Genomic DNA, 24,642 nt, shown 5'->3' with positions numbered 1-24,642 from the left:
AAAGGTATCGCACGATCTTTAATCGACGGTTAGCATCGGGCTTCATCTGTCGAGAAATACTCCGCGGGGGTGCGGGGGCGCGAAGCCCCCGCGGCGCAACCGACGACACGAGGACGACATGACGATCGAACTTCACTGCTTCGGAGAATCCGGAAACGCCTACAAGGCGGCCATCGCACTCGAACTGACGGGCCTCGACTGGCGGCCGGTCTTCGTCGATTTCTTCAATGGCGAAACCCGCACCGATGAATGGCGCGAGGCGCACAACGTCATGGGCGAGGTTCCCGTGATGGTCGACGGCGATCTGCGTCTCACCCAGTCGGGCGTCATCCAGCAGCACATCGTGGAACGGACGGGCCGGCTCGGCGGCGCGCCGGCCGAGGCGGCGGAGGTGCTGCGCTGGCAATTCTGGGACAATCACAAGCTCAGCGGACAGGCCGGCGCGACGCGGTTCCTGATGAACTTCCTGCCCGAGGACAAGCGCCCCGGGCCCGTGATCGACTTCATGCGGAACCGCCTGCAGGGGACCTACCAGGTTCTCGACACGCATCTCGCGGATCGCGACTGGATCGTCGGCCGCGACGTCACCGTCGCCGATCTCTCCTGCTGTTCCTACCTGTTCTACCCCGAGCCCTTCGGCTTCGAGAGGGCCGACTGGCCCGCGATAGACCGGTGGCTCTCCGCGATCGAGGCGCTGCCGGGCTGGAAACATCCCTACGACCTGATGCCGCGCCGCCCGGAGCCCCAAGGAGAAGCGACATGAACGACGCCTATATCTACGATGCCGTGCGCAGCCCGCGCGGAAAGGGGCGCAAGGACGGCGCGCTGCACGAGGTGACGAGCGTGCGTCTGAGCGCGCAGATCCTCGACGCGATCGCCCAGCGCAACGGGCTTGAGGGGCACGCGGTCGAGGACGTGATCTGGGGCAACGTCACGCAGGTCGCCGAACAGGGCGGCTGTCTCGCCCGGACCGCCGTGCTGGCCTCCTCCCTCGACGAGCGGATCCCCGGCGTCTCGATCAACCGCTTCTGCGCGAGCGGGCTGGAGGCCGTGAACATGGCCGCCGCCCAGATCCGCGGCGGGGCCGGCCACGGCTATATCGCGGGCGGTGTCGAGATGATGGGCCGCGTCGCCATGGGCAGCGACGGGGCCGCCATCGCCGTCGATCCGAGCGTCGCGATGGAGACCTATTTCGTACCGCAGGGCATCTCGGCCGACATCATCGCCACCGAATACGGATTCTCCCGCGACGATGCCGACGCCTTCGCCGTCGAGAGCCAGAAGCGCGCCGCCGCCGCCTGGGCCGAAGACCGGTTCCAGAAGTCGATCATCGAGATCAAGGACCGCAACGGCCTCTCGATCCTGGGCCATGACGAGCACATGCGCCCCGGCACCGACATGCAGGCCCTGGGCGCGCTCGCGCCGTCCTTCAAGGACATGGGCGAGACGATGCCGGGCTTCGACAAGGTCGCACTCATGAAATACCCGCATCTCGAGCGGATCGCGCATGTCCACCATGCCGGCAATTCCTCGGGCATCGTCGACGGCGCGGCGGGCCTGCTGATCGGCGACGCGGAATTCGGCCGCGCGCACGGCCTCAAGCCCCGCGCCCGGATCCGCGCGACGGCCAAGATCGGCACCGATCCGACGATCATGCTGACGGGCCCCGTCCCCGTGACCGAGAAGATCCTGCGCGACAGCGGCATGGAGATCGGCGACATCGACCTCTTCGAGGTGAACGAGGCGTTCTCGGCCGTGGTGCTGCGCTTCATGCAGGCCTTCGGGGTCGACCATGCGCGCGTGAACCCCAACGGCGGGGCGATCGCCATGGGGCATCCGCTGGGGGCGACGGGCGCGATCATCCTCGGCACGCTTCTGGACGAGATGGAGCGCACCGACCGCGAGACCGGGCTCGCCACGCTCTGCGTAGCTTCTGGAATGGGGGCCGCGACAATCCTCGAGCGGGTCTGATGGTCGGCCGGACCGCAATCCGCGAATGGCTGGACGCGACGGGCGCGTTCACCTTCAGCCGCGACTTCGACGGGTTCCGACAACGCGTCGCCCTGCCCTTCGAGGTTTCCACCATCAACGGCCACTCGGTCATCGCGACCGAGGCCGCGCTCGCCCGCACGTTCGGGGAATGGATCGAGATGGTCCACGGTCTCGGGGCCGACGAGGGTCTGCGCGAGATCGACGCGATCGATCCGGTGGGGCCGAACCGCATCCTCTGCCGCTACACCACCGAGCTACGGCGCGCGGGCGTCGCGGTCTGCCCGCCCTATCCCGGCTCGGTCGTCCTCGCGGCGCAGAACGGCGGATGGCGTGCGACGGCGATCTGGGTGGGCGTCGAGAACCGTTCCTTCCCGCTGACCGAGCCCCGGACCGACAGGATTTCAGACAGTGGCGAGGCGATCGCCCGCTTCACGAGGGAGAAGAAGACATGACCGACTTCACGATGGAGACGGATGCCGACGGCGTCGCGATCATCACCTGGGACGCGAAGTCGAAGTCGATGAACACCCTGACCGAGGAGGCCTTCGCCCTCGTCGAGGGGATGATCGACGAGGCGCTCGCCGACGACGCGGTCAAGGGCATCGTCATCACCTCCGGCAAGAAGGATTTCGCGGGCGGGATGGATCTGAATGTGCTCGCCAATATCCGCGAGCGGTCGGGCGACGCGCCCGCGCAGGCGCTCTTCGACTTCACGATGGAGGGGCACCGCATCCTGCGAAAGATCGAGCGCGCGGGTGCCGATCCCAAGACCAACAAGGGCGGCAAGCCCGTGGCCTGCGCCCTGCCCGGCACATGCGCGGGCATCGGCACCGAGATCGCGCTGGCCTGTCACCGCCGCTTCATGACCGACGATCCCAAGGCCCGGATCGGCCTGCCCGAGATCATGGTGGGCCTCTTTCCCGGCGCGGGCGGCACGACGCGGTTCAGCCGCATGGTCGGCGTCATGGCCGCCGCGCCCGTCCTGCTCGAGGGCAAGATGATGGAGCCCAGGGCCGCGAAGGGCGCGGGCCTGATCGACGAAGTCACGGCCGACCCGCTCTCCGATGCCAGGGCATGGGTGCTGCAGGCGGGCGACGCCGACATCGTCAAACCCTGGGACCAGAAGGGCTGGAAGATGCCCGGCGGCGCGCCCTATCACCCGGCGGGCTTCATGACCTTCGTCGGGGCCTCGGCGATGGTGAACGGCAAGACCCAAGGGGTCTATCCGGCGGCCAAGGCGCTCCTCTCGGCGGTCTACGAGGGCGCGCTCGTTCCCTTCGACACCGCCCTCAGGATCGAGGCCCGCCATTTCGTCAGCGTGCTGATGGACCCGTCCTCCTCGGCAATGATCCGGTCGCTCTTTCTCAACAAGCAGGCGCTCGAGAAGGGCGCGAACCGGCCCGACGTGCCGGACCAGAAGGTCCGAAAGCTCGGCATCATGGGCGCGGGCATGATGGGGGCCGGCATCGCCTACGTCGCGGCGAATGCCGGGATCGACGTCGTGTTGATCGACCGGGAACAGGCCGATGCCGACCGCGGCAAGTCGCATGCCGAGGGCATCCTCCAGAAGGGCGTGAGCCGCCGCAAGGTCACCGAGGAGAAGAAGGCCGAGGTGCTGGGCCGGATCAACGCGACCACCGAATACGAGGCGCTGTCGGGCTGCGACCTCGTGATCGAGGCCGTGTTCGAGGACCCCGGCATCAAGGCCGAGGTCACCCGCGCGGTCGAGGCCGCCGTGGGCCCCGACTGCATCATCGCGACCAATACCTCGACCCTGCCGATCGGCGATCTCGCGAAGGCGAGCGGACGACCCGGCGATTTCATCGGCATCCATTTCTTCTCGCCCGTCGACAAGATGATGCTGGTCGAGATCATCAAGGGGGCCGGGACCGGCGACCGCGCGGTGGCCAAGGCGCTCGATTTCGTGCGGCAGATCCGCAAGACGCCGATCGTCGTGAACGACGCGCGGTTCTTCTACGCCAACCGCTGCATCATCCCCTATATCAACGAGGGCGTCCGCATGGTCGGCGAAGGGGTCAACCCCGCGCTGATCGAGAACGCGGCACGGATGCTGGGCTTCCCGCTCGGGCCGTTGCAGCTCATCGACGAGACCTCGATCGAACTCGGCGTCCGCATCGCCCGCGCGACCCGCGCCGCGATGGGCGATGCCTATCCCGACGGTGCCGTGGACGAGGTCCTCTTCGCCATGGCCGACGAGGGGCGGATGGGCCGCAAGGCGGGCGCGGGCTTCTACGATTACGGCACCGACGGCAAGCGGCAGGGCCTCTGGCACGGCCTGTCCGAGCGCTACGGCAGCGACGATACCGACCAGCCGGAGCTGACCCGCGTGCAGCACCGCCTGATGATGGCGGGCGTGCTCGAGGCGGTGCGCGCCTTCGAGGATGGCGTGCTCGAGGATATCCGCGAGGGCGATGTGGGCGCGATCCTCGGATGGGGCTTCGCCCCCTGGTCCGGTGGTCCGTTCGGTTGGCTCGACATGATCGGCGCGGCCCGCGCGGTGGAGATCTGCGAGACGCTCGAGGCGGCGGAAGGCCCGCGCTTCGCCTGTCCCGCCCTCCTGCGCGAGATGGCTGAGGACAAACAGGGCTTCTACGCCCGGTTCGGCGACGGCTCCGCACGCGCTGCGGCCTGAGTACGGTGGGTTTCGGCAACGGTTTCGCCGCGAAACCGTTGCCGCGCCCGGCCGATTATCGTGCGGTGGCCGCTCGCACGGTCTTTGCATTGCCGCCCCGAGGCGCGATACTCGCCCCCGGATCTTCGATCGGGACGACAGGCGGCATGACGGCTTTACCAAGCGCTAGGGACAGGACCGCCCGGAGAAGGAGCGTCATCACCGCCGGAGGGGCAGATCGATGGTCGTCCTGAGGGGGTACGAACGGCTCGAGGCCTCGGGGCTCTGGACCGAGGCACCCGGCACGGACCCGCGCGACGTGATCGTGTCGCTGGGCGATGCGACGATCTCCATCACCGACATGTCCGAACGGCCGCTCACGCATTGGTCGCTTCCCGCGACCGAGCGGCAGAATCCCGGCGAGATGCCCGCGATCTTCGCCCCCGGCCCCGACGCGGCCGAGACGCTGGAACTCGACGACACCGACATGATCGAGGCGATCGAGACGGTGCACCGCGTGATCGCCCGGCACCGCCCGCGGCACGGATGGGTCCGCAGCGCGATCCTGGGCGTGATCCTCGCGGCGCTTCTGGCGGGCGGCGTGCTGTGGCTTCCGGGGGCCCTCGTCCGGCATGCGGCCTCGGTCGCCCCCCCGGCGGTGCGCGCCGATACCGGCCTGCGCCTCCTGCGCGAGATCACCCTGATCGAAGGCGAACCCTGTCAGGCGGAGGCCGCGCGCCAGCCGCTCGCCGAATTGTCGCGGCGCGTGCTCGGGCCCGGCGGGGGGCAGATCGTGGTCCTGCCCGACGGCCCCCGGACAGCCGAGCATCTGCCGGGCAATATCGTCCTGCTCGACCGCACGCTCGTCGAGGACAGCGACGGCCCGGAGGCCGTCGCGGGATATGTCGTGGCCGAGCTTGCCCGCGCCGAGGCCGTCGATCCCATCGCGCGGCTGCTCGAGCATGCGGGGCCGGGTGCGGCGGTCAACCTGCTGACGCGGGGCGAGATCCCCGACATCGCGCTTGCCGATTATGCGCAATCGCTGCTGTCGGAACCGCAGGACCCGCTATCGGCCGAGATATTCCTGGAAAAGATGGAAGAGGCTCGCATCCCCGCGACGCCCTATGCCGAGGCGCGCGAGGCCGCGGGAGAGAGCATGGACCCGCTGATCGAGGCCGATCCGGTCACGGCCGCCGAAGCGGAACCGGTCCTGCCCGCCGGGGAATGGCGCGCCCTGCAGCAGATCTGCGCGGGCTGAGGCCGCCCTATTTGGTGCCGAACATCCGGTCGCCTGCATCGCCCAGTCCGGGCACGATATAGCCCTTTTCGTTCAGCCGCGCATCGAGCGCGGCGGTGACGATCGGCACGTCGGGATGCGCTTCCTTCATCCGCGCGACGCCCTCGGGGGAGGCGAGCAGGCAGAGGAACCGGATGTCGCGCGCGCCCGCCGCCTTGAGCCTGTCGATCGCGGCGGCCGAGCTGTTGCCGGTGGCGAGCATGGGATCGACCGCGATCACCACACGCTCGTCCATCAGGTCGGGAACCTTGAAATAGTACTCGACCGGCTGAAGCGTCTCCTCGTCGCGATAGAGCCCGACGAACCCCACCCGCGCCGACGGGATGAGTTCGAGCATCCCGTCAAGCATCCCGTTCCCGGCCCGCAGGATCGAGATGAGGGCCAGCTTGCGCCCGTCGAGCGTCGGGGCGTCCATCGGCTCGATCGGGGTGTCGATGCGCGTGGTCGTCACCGGAAGGTCGCGCGTGATCTCGTAGGCGAGGAGCTGGCTGATCTCGCGCAGGAGCGCCCGGAAGAGCGCGGTGGAGGAGGTCCTGTCGCGCATCAGGGTCAGCTTGTGCTGGATCAGCGGGTGATCGACGATCGTGAGATGCTGCATATCGGGTCCTCTGGGCAATCAGGCGTCGATGCGCGCGAGGAGCGCGGAACGCGTCTCCTCGTCGCAGAAGGCGGCGCGGGCGGCGGTGCGGGCGATATCGGCGAAGGTCTCGCGCTCCCAGCCGAAGGTCTCGGCCAGACGCTCGTGCTCGTGCGTCATCGTCGTGTGGAAGAAGGGCGGATCGTCGGTCGAGACGGTGAGCGGCACGCCCGCTTCGCGCAGACGTTCGACCGGATGGTCGCGCCAGCCGCGAACGGCCCGGAGCGCCACGTTCGATCCCGGGCAGACCTCGAGCGTGATGCCGTCGCGGGCGAGCCGTTCAACGAGCGCCGCATCCTCGATCGCCGCGATGCCGTGGCCGATGCGGGAGACCCGCAGATGGTCGAGCGTGTCGCGGACGGATTTCGCCCCGCCCCATTCGCCCGCATGGGAGGTGAGGCCGAGCCCGGCCTCGCGCGCCATGTCGAACGCATAGGCGAAGTCGCGCGGATGGCCGGCGAACTCGTCCCCGCCCATGCCGAAGCCGGTCACGAAATCGCCCGCCGTCTCGGCCGCGCAGCGCGCCGTCTCGCGGGCGGCGTCGGGGCCGAAATGGCGGATGATCGTGGCGATGGTCCGCATCTCGATCTCGGGAACGTCCCCGGCCGCCTCGCGGATGGCGGCGAGATAATCGCGCCAGGCCCCCAGGTCGCGACCGCCGCAAAAATCGGGCGAAACGAAGATCTCGGTATAGGCGACGCCTTGGGCCGCCGATTGCTCGAGCACGGCGCGGGTCAGGCGGGCGAAGTCGTCGGGCGTTCGCAGGACCGTGCAGGCCGCCTCGTAAATGCGGAGGAAGTCATTGAAATCGCGGTAGGAATAGTTTCCGCGATCATCGAAGATCGACGACAGGTCAACGTCCTTCTCGGCGGCGAGGCCGCGGATGAAGGCGGGCGGGGCCGCGCCTTCGAGATGGAGATGCAGTTCGATCCGCGGCAGGTCTTCGGTCACAGAAAGCTCCTTCCAGGGCCGGTCTCGGGTAGGCCCAGATGCGCGGCGATGCTTGCCGCGACATCGACGAAGGCGCAAGGGCCGATCCGCCCCGCCCCGCGCCCCGCGACGAGGACGGGCACGCATTCACGCGTGTGATCCGTGCCGCGCCAGGTCGGGTCGTTGCCGTGATCGGCGGTGATGACGAGGATGTCGGAGGGGCCGAGCCGATCGATCAGGCCGGGCAGGCCCGCATCGAACCATTCGAGGTGCCGGGCATAGCCGTCCGCGTCGCGCCTGTGGCCGTAGAGGCTGTCGAATTCGACGAAATTGGCGAAGGTGAACGATCCGGGCGCGGCATCGTCCATCCGGGCGTGCAGATGGTCGAGCAGTTCTGCATCGGTGCCCTTGGCGCGGGTGTCGATGCCCCGCATCGAAAAGATGTCGGCGATCTTGCCCACGGAATGAACCTCGCGCCCGGCATCGTGCGCCCAGTCGCAGAGCGTGGGCGCGGGTGGCGCGATGGCATAGTCGCGGCGGTTCGACGTGCGGCTGAAGCCCGACGCCTCGTCGCCGAGGAAGGGCCGCGCGATGACGCGTCCGACCTTTTGCGCGTGGAGGTCGGGCGCGAGCCCCTCGCAGAGCGCGAGCAGTCGGTCGAGGCCGAAGACCTCCTCATGCGCGGCGATCTGGAAGACGCTGTCGGTCGAGGTGTAGCAGATGGGCCAGCCGGTGCGGAGATGCTCGGCCCCCTCCTCCTCGATGATGTTGGTGCCCGAGGCGTGGCGGTTGCCGAGGATGCCGTCGGTCCCGGCGAGCGCGCAGACCCGCGCGACCAGATCGGGCGGGAAGGCGGGATCCTCGGGCGGGAAGAAGGTCCAGTCCCACGGCACGGGCAGTCCGGCGAGTTCCCAGTGACCCGACGGGGTATCCTTGCCCGGAGAGATTTCGGTCGCGCCCCCCCAGAGGCCCTGCGGCTCGGCCCCGAGCCCCGGCGCGCGCAGACCTGAGGCCAGCGTCAGCGCCGCGCCGAGGCCCAGCGCGTCGAGATTGGGAAGCGTCAGGGGGCGGTCGGTGCCGACCAGCGCCTCGGCGATGTGGCCGACGGTATTCGCGCCCTCGTCGCCGAAGCTGTCGGCATCGGGCGCGCCGCCGATACCGACGGAATCGAGGACGACGAGAAAGGCGCGGCCGGTCATGTCAGACGTTCCAGGATGAGGGGCGCATCAGGGGGCGGGCCGTCGGACAGCGTGACGGCCGCGCGGATCGCGGCCTCGGCCCGTTCGGCGGCGGTGTCGTCGGCCGCGTGGATCCGGCAGATCGGATCGCCGGGGGCGAGGCGCGCGCCGAGCGGCACGATGGCGTCGAGGCCGACCGAATGGTCGATCGCCGCATCCTCGCGCAACCGACCGCCGCCCAAGGCCACGACCGCCTGCCCCAGCGCGGTGCCGTCGATGGCCGAAAGCATGCCGCCGTCGCGGGCGGACACGTCGCGGCGGACCGGGGCGGTGCCCAGATATTCGGCCCAGCGCGTGTCGAAGTCGCGCGGCCCGCCCTGCCCCGCGACCATGGCGGCGAAGATCCCGAGCGCGCGGCCGTCCTCGATGGCCGCGTCGATCCGCGCGGCACCGTCATCGGCGTCGGGAGCAAGGCCCGCCATATGGAGCAACGCGCCGCCCAGCGCCGCCGTGACGCGTTGCAGGCGGCTGTCGCGATGGGTGCCGTCGAGCACGCGCATCACCGCCGCGACCTCGACCGCGTTGCCGATCGCGGGGGCGAGCGGCTGGTCCATGTCGGTGACGAGCGCGGCGGTCGGCAGGCCCGCGCCGCATCCGGTCGCGGTCAGGACCTGCGCCAGCGCGCGGGCCTCGGCCCGCGACCGCATGAAGGCCCCAGAGCCGCATTTGACGTCGAGGATCAGCGCATCGAGCCCGGCGGCGAGCTTCTTCGACAGGATCGACGCGGTGATGAGGTCGATCTGGTCGACGGTCGAGGTCACGTCGCGCACGGCATAGAGACGCTTGTCGGCGGGCGCGATCTGGCCCGTGGCGGCGACGATCGCGGCACCGCAATCGGCGAGGCGGGCGGCGATCTCGTCACGCGAGAGGTCGATGCGGAAGCCGGGGATCGCCTCGAGCTTGTCGAGCGTCCCGCCGGTATGGCCGAGTCCGCGCCCCGAGATCATCGGGACATGACCGCCGCAGGCCGCGAGCGCGGGGGCGAGGATCAGCGAGACGGGATCGCCGACGCCGCCCGTGGAATGCTTGTCGATGACGGGGCCCTGCACGTCCCAGTTCAGGCGCGTGCCGCTGTCGGCCATGGCGCGGGTCAATGTGACGCGCCCCCCCTCGCCCAGGCCCGGCCCGGTGCAGACGGCCATCGCGAAGGCGCCGGCCTGCGCGTCGGTGACGCGGCCATCGGCGAGCCCGCCCGCGAATTCGGCGAGCGCCGCCGGGTCGGGCACCTCGCCGCGACGCAGGGTGGCAAGCAGCGCGCGGACGTTCACGCGCGGTCCATGTGTCCGACGGTGAAGGCACCGGGCAGAAGCTCGGCCACGCTGGTCCTGAGGACCTTGCCGCCGGTGGTGGCGAGCGTGACGGGCGCGTCGCCATCGGCGAATTCCGCGATCTTCTGCCGGCAGCCGCCGCAGGGCGGGACCGGATCGGGGCTGTCGGCGATCACCGCGATGGAGGCGATGCGCCGGTCGCCCGCGGCGATCATCGCGGCGATGGCCCCAGCCTCGGCACAGGTGCCTTCGGGATAGGCGACGTTCTCGACGTTGCAGCCGAGGTGGCGGCGCCCCTCGACACTGTCGATCGCGGCCCCGACCTTGAAGCGCGAATAGGGCGCGTGGGCATTCTCGCGCACCTGGCGCGCGGCATCGATGAGAGGGTCTTCCATGCCCTGCAATCTGCGCAAGGCCCCGCGCTTTGGCAAGCGGAACCGGCCTTCGTGACCGGCATTGACCCCACGAAACGGAGGATCAGACATGGCCGACAGAGACGACAAGGGAACCAAGCACGACCCGATGGACGTGGCGTCCTTTCCGGTCGCGGGTGCGGTCGAGACGGGCGAGAATCCGCACGGCAACGAGCCCATGACCGACAAGCAGGCCGCCGAGTTGCGCGAGCTGTGCGAGAAGCACGACGAGCCGATGGACGGCAATCTGACGCAGGACCAGGCGGATGCCCGGATCGAGGCGTTGAAGAGCATGTGAGCGGGAACCTTCCCGCCGCGCCAGACTTGGAACATCAAGAGAACATCCAGGACGGAGAAATCCATGACCGATGACGCGACAGAGACCCCGAAGACGGACGCCCCCGGAAACGCCGACAAGCCGGTCGACGACTGGGTAACGGGCGACGAGGAGATGACGGGGGCGCAATCCTCGTATCTCAAGACGCTTTGCGAGGAGGCGGGCGAGGAATTCGACCCCGCGATGACCAAGGGAGAGGCGTCGAAGAGGATCGACGCGCTGCAGGAGAAGACCGGACGCGGCTGACCGTCGCCCGATGCACGCAAAAACGGTCGATCCCGCTTTCCTTGGCGGGGCCGGTCTTCTATCCCTGACCCGACCATGCCGGGGAGAGTGAAGGGATCATGAGCGAGCAAGACGACAGGAAGGCCGCCCTGCGTGCGGCGGCGCTGGATTATCACCGCCACCCGAGACCCGGAAAACTCGAGATCCGCGCGACGAAGCCTCTCGCCAACGGGCGGGACCTTTCTCGGGCCTATTCGCCGGGCGTGGCGGAAGCCTGTCTCGAGATCAAGGCAGATCCCGATGCGGCGCGCGACTATACCTCTCGCGGCAATCTGGTCGGGGTCGTGTCGAACGGGACGGCGGTGCTCGGCCTCGGCAATATCGGCGGGCTGGCATCGAAGCCGGTGATGGAGGGCAAGGCCGTCCTCTTCAAGAAGTTCGCCAATATCGACTGCTTCGACATCGAACTGTCCGAAAGCGACCCCGAGAAGCTTGCCGAGATCGTCTGCGCACTGGAGCCCACGTTCGGTGCGATCAACCTCGAGGACATCAAGGCCCCCGACTGCTTCATCGTCGAGGAGATCTGCCGGGAGCGGATGAACATTCCCGTCTTCCACGACGACCAGCACGGCACCGCGATCGTGGTGGGGGCGGCCGCGACCAATGCCCTGCGCGTCGCGAAGAAGAATTTCGAGGACATCAAGATCGTCTCGACCGGCGGCGGAGCCGCGGGCATCGCCTGCCTGGAGATGCTGGTGAAGCTGGGCGTGCGGCGCGAAAACATCTGGCTTTGCGATATCGAGGGGCTGGTCCACGAAGGCCGCGAGGCCGACATGACGCCGCAGAAGGCGCGCTTCGCCCAGCCGGGCGGGCCCCGGACGCTGGGCGACGTGATCGAGGGGGCGGATCTGTTCCTGGGCCTGTCGGGTCCGGGCGTCCTCAAGGCCGAGATGGTCGAGCGGATGAGCCCCAAGCCCATCATCTTCGCGCTTGCCAACCCGAACCCCGAAATCGACCCAGACGAGGCCCGCGCCGTGGCCCCTGGTGCGATGATCGCCACCGGCCGGTCCGATTTCCCGAACCAGGTCAACAACGTCCTCTGCTTTCCGTTCATCTTCCGCGGCGCGCTCGACGTGGGGGCGACGACGATCAACGACGAGATGAAGGTCGCCTGCGTCGAGGGCATCGCGGAGCTTGCCCGCAAGACGACCAGCGCCGAGGCCGCCGCCGCCTATCAGGGCGAGCAAATGACCTTCGGGCCGGATTACCTGATTCCGAAGCCGTTCGACCCGAGGCTGATGGGCGTGGTGGCGAGTGCCGTCGCCAAGGCCGCGATCGAATCGGGCGTGGCCGAGCGGCCGATCGAGGATCTCGAAGCCTACAAGCGCAAGCTCGACGGGTCCGTCTTCCGGTCGGCCCTCATCATGCGGCCGGTCTTCGACGCGGCGGCGACGACGAGCCGGCGCATCGTCTTCGCCGAGGGCGAGGACGAGCGCGTGCTGCGCGCGGCGCATGCCATGCTCGAGGAGACGACCGACAAGCCGATCCTGATCGGGCGGCCCGAGGTGATCGAACTCAGGGCCGAACGCGCGGGCCTGCAGATCCGGCCAGGCGTCGATTTCGACATCGTGAACCCCGAAAGCGACGCCCGCTACCGCGATTACTGGAACACCTACCACACGATCATGCAACGCCGGGGCGTGACGCCGGACCTTGCCAAGGCGATCATGCGGACGAACTCCACCGCGATCGGCGCCGTCATGGTCCATCGCGACGAGGCGGATTCGCTGATCTGCGGCACGTTCGGCCAGTATCTGTGGCACCTGAACTACGTGACGCAGGTCCTGGGGACCGAGAGCCTGCGCGCGGTCGGCGCGCTGTCGCTCATGGTGCTCGAGGACGGGCCGCTCTTCATCGCGGACACGCATGTGAACCCCTCGCCCACGCCCGAGCAGATCGCCGAGACGGTGATCTCGGCGGCGCGGCACATGCGCCGCTTCGGGGTCGACCCCAAGATCGCGCTCTGCTCGCATTCGCAGTTCGGCAATTACGATTGCGATACCGGCATCAGGATGCGCGGTGCGCTCGAGATCCTCGACGCCAGGCCCCGCGACTTCGTCTACGAGGGCGAGATGCATGCCGATGCCGCGCTCGACGGCGATCTGCGCGCGCGGATCTTTCCCGACAGCCGCATGGAAGGCCCCGCGAACGCGCTGGTCTTTGCCAATACCGATGCGGCCTCGGGCGTTCGCAACATCCTCAAGATGAAGGCGAACGGGCTGGAGGTCGGGCCGATCCTGATGGGGATGGGCAACCGCGCGCATATCGTGACGAGCTCGATCACCGCGCGCGGGCTTCTCAACATGTCGGCCGTGGCGGGCACGCCGGTCACGCATTACGGCTAGGGCGATGGCCAGATCCGCGCGGACAGCACGGCGCAAGGCGATGCGGGAGGTCCCCCGCAGCATCGCGGGGTTGCGCGCGCGGCTGGCCGCCACGCCCCTGCCCGGAGCGGAGGCGGCCCGCGCGGACCGGGCGCGCCGCATGCTCGACGCCTGGCTGGGCACGGCGGAACGGCATGGCGTCCCCTATCGCGACGCGGTCCGCGCGATGGCGACCGGAGAGGTGGCGCGCCAGGTGGCCGGTGCCCTGCTGGCCGAGACGATGCGCGACCCGCCCCCCATCGTGACCGAGGCCGCCTGCGCCGCGGGTTGCGCGTTCTGCTGCATCCTCGACGGGCCGGACGGGGGCACGATCACCGAGGCCGAGGCGCGCGCGCTGCATTCGGCGCTGGCACCGCTCGCCGGGCATCCCGACGGGCGCGACTGGCACCCGCAGGCCTGCCCCGCGCTCGACCCCGAGACGCGGACCTGCCGGGCCTACGACGCGCGCCCCCTGCTCTGCCGGTCGTTCCTGTCGCGCGACGCCGATGCCTGCCGCGTCAATGCCGAGGGCGGCGCGGCCGAGGGGGCGGGATTGCTCGGCGCCCATCTCGACTACCTCGCGATCCACGCCCTGTCGCGCGAGACGCTCGTGGGGCTCGTCAAGGTGTCGACATTCGCGCTGCGCGAGATCGCCGCCGCCTCGGTCGAGGGCGCATCCTGCGACACGGCGCTGGCCCGCGCGCGCCACACGCCAAGGGTGCTCGACGACACGCGCCGGGGCACCGCCCGCGCCGCGAGCGCCGCAAGCCGCCCCCGTCGCGCGGGGCGTGACGCGGCTTCGGGGCCGGAGGGCGAAAACCGAAACTAACGCCTTGTAACTCCTCGCCGTCGCAGGCTATACGCGTCGGCGGAGATGTGGCCGAGTGGTCGAAGGCGCTCCCCTGCTAAGGGAGTAGGCGGGAAACCGTCTCGAGGGTTCGAATCCCTTCGTCTCCGCCATTATCCTCAAGCTACTGATTTAGCTCAGGAAATGATGATGTTCAGCAAGCCGTTGTCCATGATGGACCACACGCGCAAGGCTGACGACATGGATTATCTCAAGCAACCTCGCGGCCCCGGCACCGGCTGGGTCTTCAGGATGGTTACACCCCCTGACCTTGTGGGGCTCCCGAACCCGTGGACCGGTCAGCCGTTCGGCAAAGAGATACGGAAGGGGCTCGGGACCCGGAACCTCATCGAGGCACGGAAACGCCGGGACATAGCGCTGGGCGAGATCCGCCGCCGGTCCATGGAGGAAAGCGACGAAGGACAGTTCTCGCTTGAGCGGGCCGACGAGTGGCAACAGGTGATCGCAAAGGACGATGCCGAGGACGGTCGCGGCGGTGTCTCTATGGTTCTCGGGGACAAGCTGGAGGCCGCTGAGGAACGCGGTGTCGACCCAGTGAAGCTCAAGAGGTTCGGCAAAGTCGCCTATGGTCGCGGCTTCCCCCTCCAGCGGGCTGTCGCTCCAGTACTTCGAGGAACGCGCTCCCGGCAATCGTCGAGGCTTCAAGCCCATCAAGCGGAAAACCGTCATGAACACGGAAACGGCGGTCAAGCACCTCCATGCCTTTCTCGAAGACCCTGCCGAGGCTGCCTGTCTCGAAGACGTGACGCCGCATCTAGCCCGGCGTTTCCGCGACGTGTACCTCCCCGCAGCCAAGTCTCCACGTGCCCCGAACGGGCTTTCCTCTGGAACGGTCAACAAGAACGTCACCCTGCTGAAAGCGATCTGGGTCTGGGCAATCGACCGCAACCTGACGGCCCAGCGCTATCGCGATCCGTGGGTCTTCACGCAGCTAACACCCCGCGCCCGGAGCGATGAAGCGCCTCGGCGCGAAGACTTCACAGCACAAGAGGTCTCGGCAATCCTATCCGCAGCGCCGCGCGGAACACGGGAGGGCGATCTGCTTCGTTTGGCGCTGGTCACTGGGTGTCGTGTCGACGAGCTGGCGATGGTGAAAACTCAAGACCTCGAAGATGACGCCGAAGGGATAAATCTGGCGGAAGGAAAGTCTCGCAACGCAAGGCGATACGTCCCGATCCCCGAAGGCGCGTGGCCGATCATGTCCCGCCGCCTTGTGGAGCACGGGGAAAGTGGCCCCCTGTTCCCGGACTGGCCGATCCGGCCTTCGGTCGGTAAGGTCTATGCGATTTCGCAGTGGTTCACGCGGTTTCGTCGTCAGGTCCTAGGTGGCGAGACCGACAAGCGGCTCTCCCTCCATTCGACCCGCCACACGTGGCGCACCGTCGCTCGGCAAGCTCGGGTTCCAGAAGGCGACATCCACGACATCGGCGGGTGGGCTGGCCCCCGCACCTCCAGCACGGTCTATGACCATGGGCTCCTGAAGGAACAGCTTGCTCAGACACAGGAGGCGGTCTGGAGCCAGCTTGAGGCTCAAGGGTTCCTACGGGCCTTCTGATACGCTCCACCGTTCCAGCGCCGCTTGAGCTGCCGCAGGGTCTACCTTGATCCTCAGGACCGTCTGCCGAGAAAGACCCGTGGCCTTGGCGATCTCGCTTGTCCCTGACCCTGAAGCGGTCATCGACTGCACTTGCTCAAGTCCGCGCTGGTCATAGCTCGGCTTCTTCCCACGGTATCTCTTAGGATCGCTCTTGGCGGCGTCTATACCGGCCCTCTGAGCGGCTTTTGTAGCTTCCGCCTGTGCCTGTGCCGTCGCGGCCATGAAGCCTATGAGAGCGTCTCTCACAGCCTGCTGGACAGGGTCTTCGGTGGCACCGTCGAAGACCATGCCGTTGATGACCGTCTTCACCACGACGCCCTGTCGCATGAGATTTCGGATCGTGTCCGTCACGTCCTGATAGTCCCGCCCCAGCCGGTCGACCCAACGCACCACGAGGACGTCACCCCGGCGCAGCTTGTCGAAGAGCCGCTTTCCCTCGGGACGTTCCGCCAGCTTCGTGCTGACCCCGGACACTCCATGGTCCGCCACCACCTCGTCGATCTCGAAGCCTGCTTTCTCGGCTTGGGTGCGCTGGAGGTTGAGGGATTGGTCGGCGGTGCTAACGCGGGCATAGAAGATGGTCCGGGACATGATACCTCCGGTGTCCTATAGGGTACTGTCCGTAGAGATACCTCTCCGATGATGGAAATCAACCCCTACGGACACCCATTTCCTCTCTCGTCCGGCTGTCCGTAGAGGTATACCCTAACGGATGGATGGGACCTCCTGTTGCCAGACAGGCAGAGAAGCGGTATTCGTGAGAGCAAGGCGATCTATGCAAAGTGGCATTGATACCAAGACCTTGCGACCAATCAGACCGCGAGGACTTCCCATGTTGATCCGCCTTCCCTTCCCGATCAAGTCGACCCTGACCTACGCTCCCGACGACCCGTGCCGCGAGCGTAGCTCTCCATACCTCGAACGTCTGTCGGCCGCGCTGGGCAGTGAGCTGCGCCTGTCGGTCGGTCGCTGCGGCTCGCTGTATCTGGCACCGGGCCAGCACCTGCCGAGGTGATGAGGAAGCCTCCCCTCCACCCCCAGCAAAGGCATGGGGGGAACGCGCTCTTGGCCGCTCTTATGATAAGGCGCTCAGATATCTGCGGTGAAAACCTCCGTGGGTCCCATGAGGACCTGCGGGGCTCAGAATGGGAAGGCTGCCGCCTCGTCGTCAGATCCCTCTAGGTCTTCGTCCGCATAGCCGTCGTTCGCCTCTCTCACCCAGTCGAGAACCATGTACGTGTCCGAGCCAAGGCAACGCTTGATCGCGTGTCCAAGGGCTCTTGGGTTCCTGTGGCGTTCCTGATGCATGGTCTGGTTGAGCTGGCCGTATATCCGGTCCACCTCCTCGCTGTGCGCTTCTTCCGCATCCCGATCACATTCCCAGCCATCCGCGTCCAGCGCCTGCTCTCTCCGCCGCAAGCGCATGTCACCCCAAGTTTCGGGAAGCATGTCGGGCGTGGTGCCGTCCTCCCGATAGGCGTCGGCCATCGCCTTACGCATCCGGTTCACGGTCGGCTTAGTGCTTCCGGCGCTTTTGGTAATCTCTGCGATGGAGAACGTGTGGCCGTCTGTGCCCAGCTCAGGATCCCACGCCCGCACCAGCCTCCACGTTGCGTCAGACCTCTCGACCGATGTGAAGTGGAGCTTGTTGTTCCTGTTCGACTTGACCGCGTAGAGCTGCGCGTCCCGGTACTCCCCCGCGAACTCAATGACCGGGATCTTGCCGGTACGCTTAGCCGCTGTGTACGCTTGGAGCCTATGGTGGCCTGCGATCACGTAGAGCTGCCCGTCTCCGGGGTCACGCCAGATGGTCGGCGGTTCCAGCGTATCGCCCCGCTTAACCGCGTCTGCCATCTCTCTCACGTGCTCACTACAGAGCCCCGGCCCCCGGAACTGGAAACGTGCTGGGTCGGTACGGATTTCGGATAGGCTGCACTTCCGGTGCTTCATTCCAGCGCCGGGTCTAAGTGTCTGGTTCGTCTTCGTCATTCTGGGTCTGGTCCTTTCGAGTGGCTGCTTCTGGCCTTTCGTCAGGTTGCATTAATGATGCGCCTCTAAGGTGATACCCCCAGAGGCCACCCATAACCGCCCCCGAGGCCACCCCGGAGGGCAACCCCGAGGACGCACTCAGGACCAGCAAGAGAGAGACTGAGGACGCCTTGGCATTGCCCGATGGCCGTCATCACCACGTCATCCTCACGGTTCTCCCTTCAATGGTGGGACCTTAAGGAAAGTCAGGAGATAGGCTTGCGCCAGCCGTCGAGGACGCCCTTCGCCCAGCCGATAAAGATCGCGAGCCAATGCACGCGCATAGCAGCGGGGTTGGAATAGCCACCCAAGACCAAGACAATGAAGGCACCCCCTGCCAGTCCGCCCATGAAGCCCATCAGAACGGAAGACACGGAGATCGTGCATAGCCGGGTTCCTGCAAGAGCGTAGCCGTGCCGTTCCAACGCCTTTCCTGCCTGCCAGAGGATCGTCACGTAAATCCCGATAGACAAGAGGAGGATTGCCCCTCCTGCGGAAAGGCCCCCTCCGGTGCCATCGTCATACACTGCAATCTCCCTCACCTCCGCCGCTTTGCGGCAACTCCTCGTCGAGCTAACCGACCAAGGCCCCCGCCCGCAACGACTGCCATGTGCCGCAAGAGAGGCGTTGCGCAGCTGCACCCATCATGGTGTTGTCCAACGTGGGCTACTCGCTAAATGGACATCGTTTCACCCGTATTCCTGAGTAAAGTCAGATAGTTGGGAAATTTGGCGTAGTCTCCCTTCGTCTCCGCCACCCTTCTTTCCCTGTGACCCGCGTGCGCCGTCGGGATCCATCAGCGCCTATATCCTCGCGCGAGATTCCGAGTGGCATGTGGGTCGTTGCTTGATCGGGTGCCGGACGTTGCCTTCGGGATATGCGAAGGTCTCCGGCTTTTTCCTCGCCTTGCAATAAATACCGACGGATCAAGGGACGGAAGGCGGACCGAGAGGTTCTCGGGATCTTGCGAGGAGCCCGGGTCAGCGCGACTGACTACGCCCTGCCCCGAAGATGCGGCGGGGCCCGGACGGTCTTCAGACGTACAGGGTGTCGAAGAAGTTGACGAGAAGATCGACCTGGGACCTGACGCCCATCTTGCGGTAGATGTTCTTCATGTGGATCTTGGCCGTGCCTTCGGTGATCCCGGTCAGACCCGCGATCGAACGGGCGGTGTATCCCTTGAGCTGGAGCAGCGCGATTTCACGCTCGCGGGCGCTGAGGATCCCGGCGCCGAAATCGCTGACCTTCTCGTCGACCATGTCGTGCATGCGGGCGCTGCGCATCTCCTCGTCCAGCTCGGACCTGTGACGGTCGACGCTGAAAATCACCCCGACGAGGTTCACCAGACTTTCGAGGAACACCAGTTCGCCGGTCTCGAAATACGGCATGTCGTTCGACCGGGAAATCGACAGGTGCATCGACTTGTTCTTGCCCACCGGAACCAGATACCCGACTTCGTCGCGGGTTTCCCACTTGCCGAGATAGCTTTCGAAATAGGTCGACTTGGCACGGCTCGGCATCGAGATGTCGTCGAGCCGGTGAACGCTGCGGCGAGGATCCTGACGGAACTTCTGATAGAAGGGATCGAGGAGGTAATACCCCTCTTCGTAATCGTCCTTGCCGTGGCGGATGCCGTGAAAGGCCAGCCGTTCGGGGGGTTCGGATCTGTGGAAGAGGGCCGTGTACCACTGGTCGAATTCGACGCAGTCGGAGAGATGGAACAGGAACCTGTCGACTATGTCGGAGGAGTCGCGATGCACCAGAAGGTCACCGACACCGTCGTTCCAGCGTTTTTGAAGAGCGGCCGTCATCATGGTGACGGTGTTCTAGTGCCATGCCGCACCGCCGTCCAGCTTGCGGCCAGCTTCGGGCATGAAGCTGGCCGGTCGTGAACGGATCATGCCCAAGGATCGGGCAGTTTCAGTGCTGGATCATCACATGGCGCGCGACGGTGTAATCCTCGAGCCCGAGCATCGACAGGTCCTTGCCATAACCGGACTGACGCAGGCCGCCATGGGGCATTTCGTTGATCGTCGTCAGGTGCGTGTTGATCCAGGTGACGCCGAAGGACAGCCGCGAGGCGAGCGACATGGCCTGGCCCACGTCCCGTGTCCAAACCGACGACGCGAGGCCGTAGATGCTCTGGTTGGCATAGTCCAGCGCCTGCGCCGCGTCGGACACGCGGGTGACCGAGACGAGCGGCCCGAAGGCCTCCTGCTGCACGATCTCGTCCTGCTGGCGCGCGCCGGCCACGAGCGTGGGTGCCAGATAGAAGCCGGGCCCGTCGGAGACCGTGCCGCCCGTCAGGACGTCGATATGTCCCGTATCGCGGGCGCGGTCGATGAAGCCCGCGACGCGGTCACGCTGAGCCTGCGAGATGAGCGGCCCCATTTCCGTGGCGGGATCCATGACATCCCCCGTCCGGATCCGTTCCACCCGCGCGGCCAGCGCCGCGACGAACCGGTCGTGGATGCCGGCCTCGGCATAGACCCGGCAGGCGGCGGTGCAATCCTGACCCGTGTTGTAATATCCGAAGGTCGCGACGCATTCGACGGCGGCGTCGATATCGGCATCGTCCAGCACCAGCACGGGAGCCTTCCCGCCGAGTTCGAGATGCGTTCGTTTCAGGTTGCCCGTGGCCCCCGACAGGACGGCACGTCCCGTTTCGACCGCCCCGGTCAGCGAGATGAAGTCGATGTCGGGGTGGCCGGACATCCGCGCCCCGGTATCGGCACCTTTGCCCTGCACGACGTTGATGACGCCGGCCGGGAACAGATCGGCCAGGACAGGCAACAGTTCGATCATGGTCAGGGGCGTCTGTTCGGAAGGTTTGAACACCACCGTGTTTCCCGCGGCCAAAGCCGGCGCGATCTTCCACGCCGCCATCATCAGCGGGTAGTTCCACGGCGCGATCGAGGCGGTGACGCCGATCGGATCGCGCCGGATCATCGAGGTATGGCCCGCGACGTATTCGCCGGCCACCGGCGCCTGCATCACCCGCGCCGCGCCGGCGAAGAACCGGAAACAATCCGAGATCGCGGGCATCTCGTCCTGCAGGACCTGGGTGATCGGCTTGCCACCGTTGCGCGCCTCGATGCGGGCGAGGTCCTCGTGGCGCGCGTCGATCGCGTCCGCGAGGGCCAGAAGCAGGGCCGCCCTTTCCTGCGGTGTCGTGGCGGACCATGCGGGAAACGCCTGCCGGGCGGCGGCGACCGCCGCGTCGAATTCCTCGGCGCTCGCCGCCTTCACTCGGGCGATCTCGACCCCTTCGGCGGGGGCCAGTACCGGCAGGTCTTCTCCGCTGCCGGCAAAGGTCTTTCCATCGATCAGAAGCATGTCGTCGTTCCCTCAGGCGGCATCAGAAGGCGACCACACGCCTTCGGCGATCAGGTCGTCCTGCGTGGCGATCAGGCTGTCGCGGAGGATCGTGACGATCCGGTCGATATCCTCCTTCGTGACGATCAGCGGCGGCGACATGATGCACAGGCTTTCGAACGGGCGCAGGATCAGCCCGCGATCCTGGGCATGCTGGTCCACCCGCACGGCGACGGCCATGTCTTCCTCTCCGGGCTCGGCCCCGACCTTGCGGACGACGCATTCGACGCAGGCCATCAGGCCCATGCCGCGCACATCCCCCACGATCGGCAGATCGCGCAGCTTCTCGAGCTGGGCCAGGAAATACGGCCCCGTCTCGCGCACCTGTTCGAGGATCTTCTCGTCCTCGAGGATCTCGAGGCTCTTGAGTGCCACGGCCGACGCGACCGGGTGGCCGGAATAGGTGTAGCCGTTGGTGAAGTAGGGATGGTCCACCGCCTTGTCGCCGCTGATCGCCGCGATCAGGCGGTCGGAATAGAGCGTCGCGCCCATCGGGATATACCCCGAGGTCAGGCCCTTGGCGCAGGTGATGATATCCGGCTGGATGCCGAACACGTTCTCGGAGGCGAAGACATGGCCGAGCCTGCCGAAGGCGGTCACGACCTCGTCGGAGATATAGAGCACGTCGTACTTGCGGCAGATCTCGAGGCATTGCGGGAGGTAGGCCTCAGGCGGAACGATGATGCCGCCCGATGCCTGGATCGGCTCGGCCACGAAACAGGCCACGTTCTCGGGGCCGAGCTCGAGGATCTTGGCTTCGAGATCCGCCACCTTCTCGGCCGCGAAATCCTCGAGCGACTGATCGGCCGGACGACGGAAGGCATTGACCGACGGGAGGAAATGCACGAGCTCGCGCGCGTAGTCGAAGTGGCTCCAGTCGCGGCGCTTTCCGTTCATGGACGCGGTCAGGTAGGTCGAGCCGTGATAGCTGTCCATCCGGACGATGACCTGCTTCTTGGTCTCCTTGCCGAGGCAGTTGAAGTAGAAATGGGCGAACCGCACCGCGCTGTCGACGGCGTCCGAGCCGGAGGTCGAGAAGCTGACGGTGTTGAGATCACCGGGCGCGCGTTCGGCCAGTGCGGCGGCGAGCCGCGCCGCCGGAACGTTCGTCATCGCGCCAAAGGGCGTGTAATAGCACATCTGGCGCGCCTGCTGGGCCATGACGTCGGCGATGTCCTTGCGGCCGTACCCGACCTGAACGCACCACATGCCGCCGATACCGTCGATATACTGGTTTCCTTCGGCGTCGCGGATATGGATTCCCTCCGCCTCGGCCAGAACGAGCGGGTCCTCGCTCTGGTTCGTGGCGAGATCCGACCAGGGATGCAGGGAATGCTGCTTGTCCATACCGGCGAGTTCTGCCGCGTCGATCTTCTCATTCTGGATGAACATGTCTTACTCCAATCATGCGTCGTCTTGCCCCGGGAAACCGCGTTTTCCGGGCTGATCTCTGTCATCGCTGTGCCGGTCGTCAGTCCGGGCGCATCGCCACGTAGGCGGTATCCGTCCAGCTCAGGGAAAAGCTGTCGCCCCGCTCCAGCGGCAGCCCGTCCGTGCGGTCCTCGTTCTGCACGGAGACCGTGATAGGAGGCCTGCCCGCAGCCAGTTCGACAAAGACATGCGTGGTCTCTCCGAAGAATTCCGTGCTGAGGATGCGGCCGGTGCGGATCCTGTCGGGCGGGGTCTGCGGTCCGGCGAGGAAGAACTTCTCGGGCCGGATGCCGATCTCGATGCGGCTTCCGGGTTCGGCATCCGGTTGCAGATCCCCGGGAAGGCTCAGCGTTTCGAGGCGATCGAACCGCGCCACGATGCGGTCGCCCTCGCGGCCCGTGACCTCACCGGCGAAGAAGTTCATCTCGCCCACGAATTCGGCGACCTTGCGGCTTTGCGGACGGTCATAGAGCTCCCGCGGGGTGGCATTCTGCAGGATGCGGCCCTCGGACATCACCGCGACCTTGTCGGAGATGGTCAGGGCCTCTTCCTGGTCGTGGGTGACCATGACGAAGGCGATGCCGAGCTCGCGCTGAAGGCGGCGCAGCTCGCTCTGCATCTCCTGACGGAGCTTCTTGTCCAGGGCGGCCAGAGGCTCGTCGAGGAGCAGCACTTTTGGGCGCATCACGAGGGCCCGCGCAAGGGCGACACGCTGCAGCTGGCCGCCTGAGAGTTCGGGCTTCCTGCGTTTCTCGAGCCCGGAAAGCCCGACCTTTTCCAGGGTTTCGGAGACGGTGTCGCCCAGCTCGCGCGCGGGGATCTTCTTGCGGCGGAGGCCATAGGCGACGTTGTCGAAGACCGTCATGTGCGGGAAGATCGCATAGCTCTGGAAGACCATGTTCGTCGGCCGTTTCTCGGCACCCAGTCGGGTGACGTCCTTGCCCTCGATGCGGACGGTTCCGGATGTCGGCTCGTCGAGGCCCGCCAACAGGCGCAGCAATGTCGACTTACCGCAGCCCGATGGCCCCAGAAGCGAGTAGAATTCCGACTCGTTGATCTGCATGTCCACCGCGTTCAGCGCCGTGAACCTGCCGTAGGTCCGGGTCAGTTTCTCGATTTGGATAAGCGGGTTGGTCATCGTCAGGGCCTTTGTCAGGAGAGATCGAGATCTTTTCCGGCCGAAGACCGTCCAAGAAGCCGAAGTGCGAGAAGCAAGAGCATGACGCTGGAGAACAGGATGATGGTTCCGAGGGCCAGGATGGCCGGCAGCCGCTGCGGGAAGCGGAGCTGTCCCCAGATGTAAAGCGGCAGGGTCGGCTCGCTCCCCGAGAGGAAGAAGGCGACGATGAATTCGTCGAAGCTGAGCGTGAAGGCGATCAGGAAGGACGCGACGAGGCCGGGCGCGAGCAGCGGCAGGGTGACGTGGAGAAAGGTCGCGAAGGGCGAGTATCCCAGATCGTAGGATGCCTCCTCCAGACTGCCGTCCATGCCGCCGCAGCTGGCCCGCAGAACGACCGTGGTGAACGGCGTGCAGAGCAGGATGTGGCCCGCCGTCACCGTCATCAGCGACAGGCCGATGCCGGTCTGCAGGGCGAGGATCATCAGCGACACCGCCAGAAGGATCTGCGGCAGGACCAGCGGCGACATGATCAGCGCGTTGACGGGCGCCATACCGGGAAAGCGGTGCCGGACGGTCGCGAGCGCCACGAGCATGCCGAGCGTCGTTGACACGGCGGCCGCCGTCACTCCCACGATCAGGCTGTTCTTCAGCGCCTCGAACATGGCGGATTGCCGGGCGAGGTCCTCGTACCATTCGAACGTGAACCCCGAGAGCGGGAAGGACGGGTTCACCGATGCGTTCAGGGAAAAGAGCGGCAGCAGCGCGACCGGCAGGTAGAGCACCACCAGGAAAAGGATGGCATAGACGAAAAACGGTTTTCTCATGACCTTC

General features: G+C 66.7%; 25 protein-coding genes and 1 tRNA gene. 12 read left to right on the top strand and 14 right to left on the bottom strand.

The genetic code is table 11. The features are described 5' to 3' along the window. Positions 1-118 precede the first annotated feature (118 nt). The 5 genes from RVY76_RS02065 (at position 119) to RVY76_RS02045 (ending at position 5,882) form a co-directional block, all read left to right on the top strand. Positions 119-763, top strand: a complete 645-nt coding sequence (locus RVY76_RS02065) for a glutathione S-transferase (RefSeq protein ID WP_317375497.1) — start codon at positions 119-121, stop codon at positions 761-763. Beyond that, a complete protein-coding gene (locus tag RVY76_RS02060) occupies positions 760-1,971 on the top strand; it encodes an acetyl-CoA C-acetyltransferase (protein WP_317375496.1) in 1,212 nt (403 codons plus the stop codon). The genes RVY76_RS02065 and RVY76_RS02060 overlap by 4 nt, the downstream gene beginning before the upstream one ends. Further along, complete coding sequence (locus RVY76_RS02055) at positions 1,971-2,444, top strand: hypothetical protein (RefSeq protein ID WP_317375495.1); 474 nt, start codon at positions 1,971-1,973, stop codon at positions 2,442-2,444. The genes RVY76_RS02060 and RVY76_RS02055 overlap by 1 nt, the downstream gene beginning before the upstream one ends. Next, on the top strand, positions 2,441-4,645 hold the full coding sequence (locus tag RVY76_RS02050; RefSeq protein ID WP_317375493.1) for a 3-hydroxyacyl-CoA dehydrogenase NAD-binding domain-containing protein: 2,205 nt from the start codon (positions 2,441-2,443) through the stop codon (positions 4,643-4,645). Before RVY76_RS02055 ends, RVY76_RS02050 begins: the two co-directional genes overlap by 4 nt. Positions 4,646-4,865: 220 nt before the next feature. Beyond that, positions 4,866-5,882, top strand: a complete 1,017-nt coding sequence (locus tag RVY76_RS02045; protein ID WP_317375491.1) for a hypothetical protein — start codon at positions 4,866-4,868, stop codon at positions 5,880-5,882. Positions 5,883-5,889: 7 nt separating this feature from the next. Here the strand turns inward: RVY76_RS02045 and upp are convergent, their stop codons facing one another. The 5 genes from upp to RVY76_RS02020 are packed head-to-tail and all read right to left on the bottom strand — an operon-like array spanning position 5,890 to position 10,389. Next, complete coding sequence (upp, locus tag RVY76_RS02040; protein WP_317375490.1) at positions 5,890-6,519, bottom strand: uracil phosphoribosyltransferase; 630 nt, start codon at positions 6,517-6,519, stop codon at positions 5,890-5,892. Between the two features lie 18 nt (positions 6,520-6,537). Continuing rightward, positions 6,538-7,509: an adenosine deaminase gene (locus tag RVY76_RS02035; protein ID WP_317375488.1), complete on the bottom strand. Its 972-nt coding sequence runs from the start codon at positions 7,507-7,509 to the stop codon at positions 6,538-6,540. Next, positions 7,506-8,687, bottom strand: a complete 1,182-nt coding sequence (locus tag RVY76_RS02030) for a phosphopentomutase (protein WP_317375486.1) — start codon at positions 8,685-8,687, stop codon at positions 7,506-7,508. Before RVY76_RS02030 ends, RVY76_RS02035 begins: the two co-directional genes overlap by 4 nt. Then, positions 8,684-9,994 (bottom strand): thymidine phosphorylase, encoded by a 1,311-nt coding sequence (locus RVY76_RS02025; protein ID WP_317375484.1) that lies wholly within the window; start codon positions 9,992-9,994, stop codon positions 8,684-8,686. Before RVY76_RS02025 ends, RVY76_RS02030 begins: the two co-directional genes overlap by 4 nt. Next, entirely contained in the window at positions 9,991-10,389 is a 399-nt protein-coding gene (locus tag RVY76_RS02020; protein ID WP_317375482.1) for a cytidine deaminase, read from the bottom strand. Before RVY76_RS02020 ends, RVY76_RS02025 begins: the two co-directional genes overlap by 4 nt. 88 nt (positions 10,390-10,477) lie before the next feature. On the opposite strand from RVY76_RS02020, the gene RVY76_RS02015 reads away from it, so the two are divergent. The 5 genes from RVY76_RS02015 (at position 10,478) to RVY76_RS01995 (ending at position 14,352) form a co-directional block, all read left to right on the top strand. Then, positions 10,478-10,705 carry a DUF3072 domain-containing protein gene (locus RVY76_RS02015; RefSeq protein WP_317375480.1) on the top strand — a complete coding sequence of 76 codons (228 nt, stop codon included), beginning with the start codon at positions 10,478-10,480 and terminating at the stop codon, positions 10,703-10,705. A gap of 63 nt (positions 10,706-10,768) precedes the next feature. Then, entirely contained in the window at positions 10,769-10,990 is a 222-nt protein-coding gene (locus tag RVY76_RS02010; protein ID WP_317375479.1) for a DUF3072 domain-containing protein, read from the top strand. 98 nt (positions 10,991-11,088) lie between these two features. Further along, positions 11,089-13,374: an NADP-dependent malic enzyme gene (locus RVY76_RS02005; protein WP_317375477.1), complete on the top strand. Its 2,286-nt coding sequence runs from the start codon at positions 11,089-11,091 to the stop codon at positions 13,372-13,374. A 4-nt stretch (positions 13,375-13,378) separates the two neighbouring features. Next, positions 13,379-14,221 (top strand): YkgJ family cysteine cluster protein, encoded by an 843-nt coding sequence (locus RVY76_RS02000; RefSeq protein WP_317375476.1) that lies wholly within the window; start codon positions 13,379-13,381, stop codon positions 14,219-14,221. Between the two features lie 41 nt (positions 14,222-14,262). Beyond that, positions 14,263-14,352, top strand: a tRNA-Ser gene (locus RVY76_RS01995). Between the two features lie 19 nt (positions 14,353-14,371). Here the strand turns inward: RVY76_RS01995 and RVY76_RS01990 are convergent. Next, complete coding sequence (locus RVY76_RS01990) at positions 14,372-14,950, bottom strand: hypothetical protein (protein WP_317375474.1); 579 nt, start codon at positions 14,948-14,950, stop codon at positions 14,372-14,374. Here RVY76_RS01990 and RVY76_RS01985 point away from each other — a divergent pair. Continuing rightward, positions 14,928-15,815: a tyrosine-type recombinase/integrase gene (locus tag RVY76_RS01985; protein ID WP_317375472.1), complete on the top strand. Its 888-nt coding sequence runs from the start codon at positions 14,928-14,930 to the stop codon at positions 15,813-15,815. The genes RVY76_RS01990 and RVY76_RS01985 overlap by 23 nt on opposite strands. Here RVY76_RS01985 and RVY76_RS01980 read toward each other — a convergent pair. Continuing rightward, the gene (locus RVY76_RS01980) at positions 15,801-16,448 is read right to left on the bottom strand and encodes a recombinase family protein (RefSeq protein WP_317375470.1); all 648 of its coding nucleotides are present in this window, start codon (positions 16,446-16,448) and stop codon (positions 15,801-15,803) included. The genes RVY76_RS01985 and RVY76_RS01980 overlap by 15 nt on opposite strands. 241 nt (positions 16,449-16,689) lie before the next feature. On the opposite strand from RVY76_RS01980, the gene RVY76_RS01975 reads away from it, so the two are divergent. Beyond that, the gene (locus RVY76_RS01975; RefSeq protein WP_317375468.1) at positions 16,690-16,872 is read left to right on the top strand and encodes a hypothetical protein; all 183 of its coding nucleotides are present in this window, start codon (positions 16,690-16,692) and stop codon (positions 16,870-16,872) included. 125 nt (positions 16,873-16,997) lie between these two features. Here RVY76_RS01975 and RVY76_RS01970 read toward each other — a convergent pair whose 3' ends face one another. The 7 genes from RVY76_RS01970 to RVY76_RS01940 form a co-directional block, all read right to left on the bottom strand. Continuing rightward, a complete protein-coding gene (locus tag RVY76_RS01970; RefSeq protein WP_317375466.1) occupies positions 16,998-17,846 on the bottom strand; it encodes a ParB/RepB/Spo0J family partition protein in 849 nt (282 codons plus the stop codon). Between the two features lie 245 nt (positions 17,847-18,091). Next, positions 18,092-18,412: a hypothetical protein gene (locus RVY76_RS01965; protein ID WP_317375465.1), complete on the bottom strand. Its 321-nt coding sequence runs from the start codon at positions 18,410-18,412 to the stop codon at positions 18,092-18,094. 507 nt (positions 18,413-18,919) lie between these two features. Further along, positions 18,920-19,699: a helix-turn-helix transcriptional regulator gene (locus RVY76_RS01960; RefSeq protein ID WP_317375463.1), complete on the bottom strand. Its 780-nt coding sequence runs from the start codon at positions 19,697-19,699 to the stop codon at positions 18,920-18,922. Positions 19,700-19,805: 106 nt separating this feature from the next. Next, positions 19,806-21,221: a gamma-aminobutyraldehyde dehydrogenase gene (locus tag RVY76_RS01955; RefSeq protein WP_317375461.1), complete on the bottom strand. Its 1,416-nt coding sequence runs from the start codon at positions 21,219-21,221 to the stop codon at positions 19,806-19,808. Between the two features lie 12 nt (positions 21,222-21,233). Then, positions 21,234-22,652, bottom strand: a complete 1,419-nt coding sequence (locus RVY76_RS01950) for an aminotransferase (RefSeq protein ID WP_317375459.1) — start codon at positions 22,650-22,652, stop codon at positions 21,234-21,236. Positions 22,653-22,731: 79 nt separating this feature from the next. After that, positions 22,732-23,829, bottom strand: a complete 1,098-nt coding sequence (locus RVY76_RS01945; protein WP_317375457.1) for an ABC transporter ATP-binding protein — start codon at positions 23,827-23,829, stop codon at positions 22,732-22,734. Between the two features lie 14 nt (positions 23,830-23,843). Continuing rightward, the gene (locus tag RVY76_RS01940) at positions 23,844-24,635 is read right to left on the bottom strand and encodes an ABC transporter permease (protein ID WP_317375455.1); all 792 of its coding nucleotides are present in this window, start codon (positions 24,633-24,635) and stop codon (positions 23,844-23,846) included. Between the last annotated feature and the right edge of the window lie 7 nt (positions 24,636-24,642).

Source organism: Palleronia sp. LCG004, assembly GCF_032931615.1.
GTDB lineage: Bacteria > Pseudomonadota > Alphaproteobacteria > Rhodobacterales > Rhodobacteraceae > Palleronia.
Note: the sequence above shows the minus strand (reverse complement) of the source record. Positions and strands in the feature narration are given on the sequence as shown.

Excerpts from the sequence above, each read along its gene's own strand:
- RVY76_RS02065 (WP_317375497.1), top strand. The coding sequence starts at position 119 with ATGACGATCGAACTTCACTGCTTCGGAGAATCCGGAAACGCCTACAAG.
- RVY76_RS02060 (WP_317375496.1), top strand. The coding sequence starts at position 760 with ATGAACGACGCCTATATCTACGATGCCGTGCGCAGCCCGCGCGGAAAG.
- RVY76_RS02055 (WP_317375495.1), top strand. The coding sequence starts at position 1,971 with ATGGTCGGCCGGACCGCAATCCGCGAATGGCTGGACGCGACGGGCGCG.
- RVY76_RS02050 (WP_317375493.1), top strand. The coding sequence starts at position 2,441 with ATGACCGACTTCACGATGGAGACGGATGCCGACGGCGTCGCGATCATC.
- RVY76_RS02045 (WP_317375491.1), top strand. The coding sequence starts at position 4,866 with ATGGTCGTCCTGAGGGGGTACGAACGGCTCGAGGCCTCGGGGCTCTGG.
- upp (WP_317375490.1), bottom strand. The coding sequence starts at position 6,519 with ATGCAGCATCTCACGATCGTCGATCACCCGCTGATCCAGCACAAGCTG.
- RVY76_RS02030 (WP_317375486.1), bottom strand. The coding sequence starts at position 8,687 with ATGACCGGCCGCGCCTTTCTCGTCGTCCTCGATTCCGTCGGTATCGGC.
- RVY76_RS02020 (WP_317375482.1), bottom strand. The coding sequence starts at position 10,389 with ATGGAAGACCCTCTCATCGATGCCGCGCGCCAGGTGCGCGAGAATGCC.
- RVY76_RS02015 (WP_317375480.1), top strand. The coding sequence starts at position 10,478 with ATGGCCGACAGAGACGACAAGGGAACCAAGCACGACCCGATGGACGTG.
- RVY76_RS02010 (WP_317375479.1), top strand. The coding sequence starts at position 10,769 with ATGACCGATGACGCGACAGAGACCCCGAAGACGGACGCCCCCGGAAAC.
- RVY76_RS02005 (WP_317375477.1), top strand. The coding sequence starts at position 11,089 with ATGAGCGAGCAAGACGACAGGAAGGCCGCCCTGCGTGCGGCGGCGCTG.
- RVY76_RS02000 (WP_317375476.1), top strand. The coding sequence starts at position 13,379 with ATGGCCAGATCCGCGCGGACAGCACGGCGCAAGGCGATGCGGGAGGTC.
- RVY76_RS01985 (WP_317375472.1), top strand. The coding sequence starts at position 14,928 with ATGAACACGGAAACGGCGGTCAAGCACCTCCATGCCTTTCTCGAAGAC.
- RVY76_RS01980 (WP_317375470.1), bottom strand. The coding sequence starts at position 16,448 with ATGTCCCGGACCATCTTCTATGCCCGCGTTAGCACCGCCGACCAATCC.
- RVY76_RS01975 (WP_317375468.1), top strand. The coding sequence starts at position 16,690 with ATGTTGATCCGCCTTCCCTTCCCGATCAAGTCGACCCTGACCTACGCT.
- RVY76_RS01970 (WP_317375466.1), bottom strand. The coding sequence starts at position 17,846 with ATGACGAAGACGAACCAGACACTTAGACCCGGCGCTGGAATGAAGCAC.
- RVY76_RS01960 (WP_317375463.1), bottom strand. The coding sequence starts at position 19,699 with ATGATGACGGCCGCTCTTCAAAAACGCTGGAACGACGGTGTCGGTGAC.
- RVY76_RS01955 (WP_317375461.1), bottom strand. The coding sequence starts at position 21,221 with ATGCTTCTGATCGATGGAAAGACCTTTGCCGGCAGCGGAGAAGACCTG.
- RVY76_RS01950 (WP_317375459.1), bottom strand. The coding sequence starts at position 22,652 with ATGTTCATCCAGAATGAGAAGATCGACGCGGCAGAACTCGCCGGTATG.
- RVY76_RS01945 (WP_317375457.1), bottom strand. The coding sequence starts at position 23,829 with ATGACCAACCCGCTTATCCAAATCGAGAAACTGACCCGGACCTACGGC.
- RVY76_RS01940 (WP_317375455.1), bottom strand. The coding sequence starts at position 24,635 with ATGAGAAAACCGTTTTTCGTCTATGCCATCCTTTTCCTGGTGGTGCTC.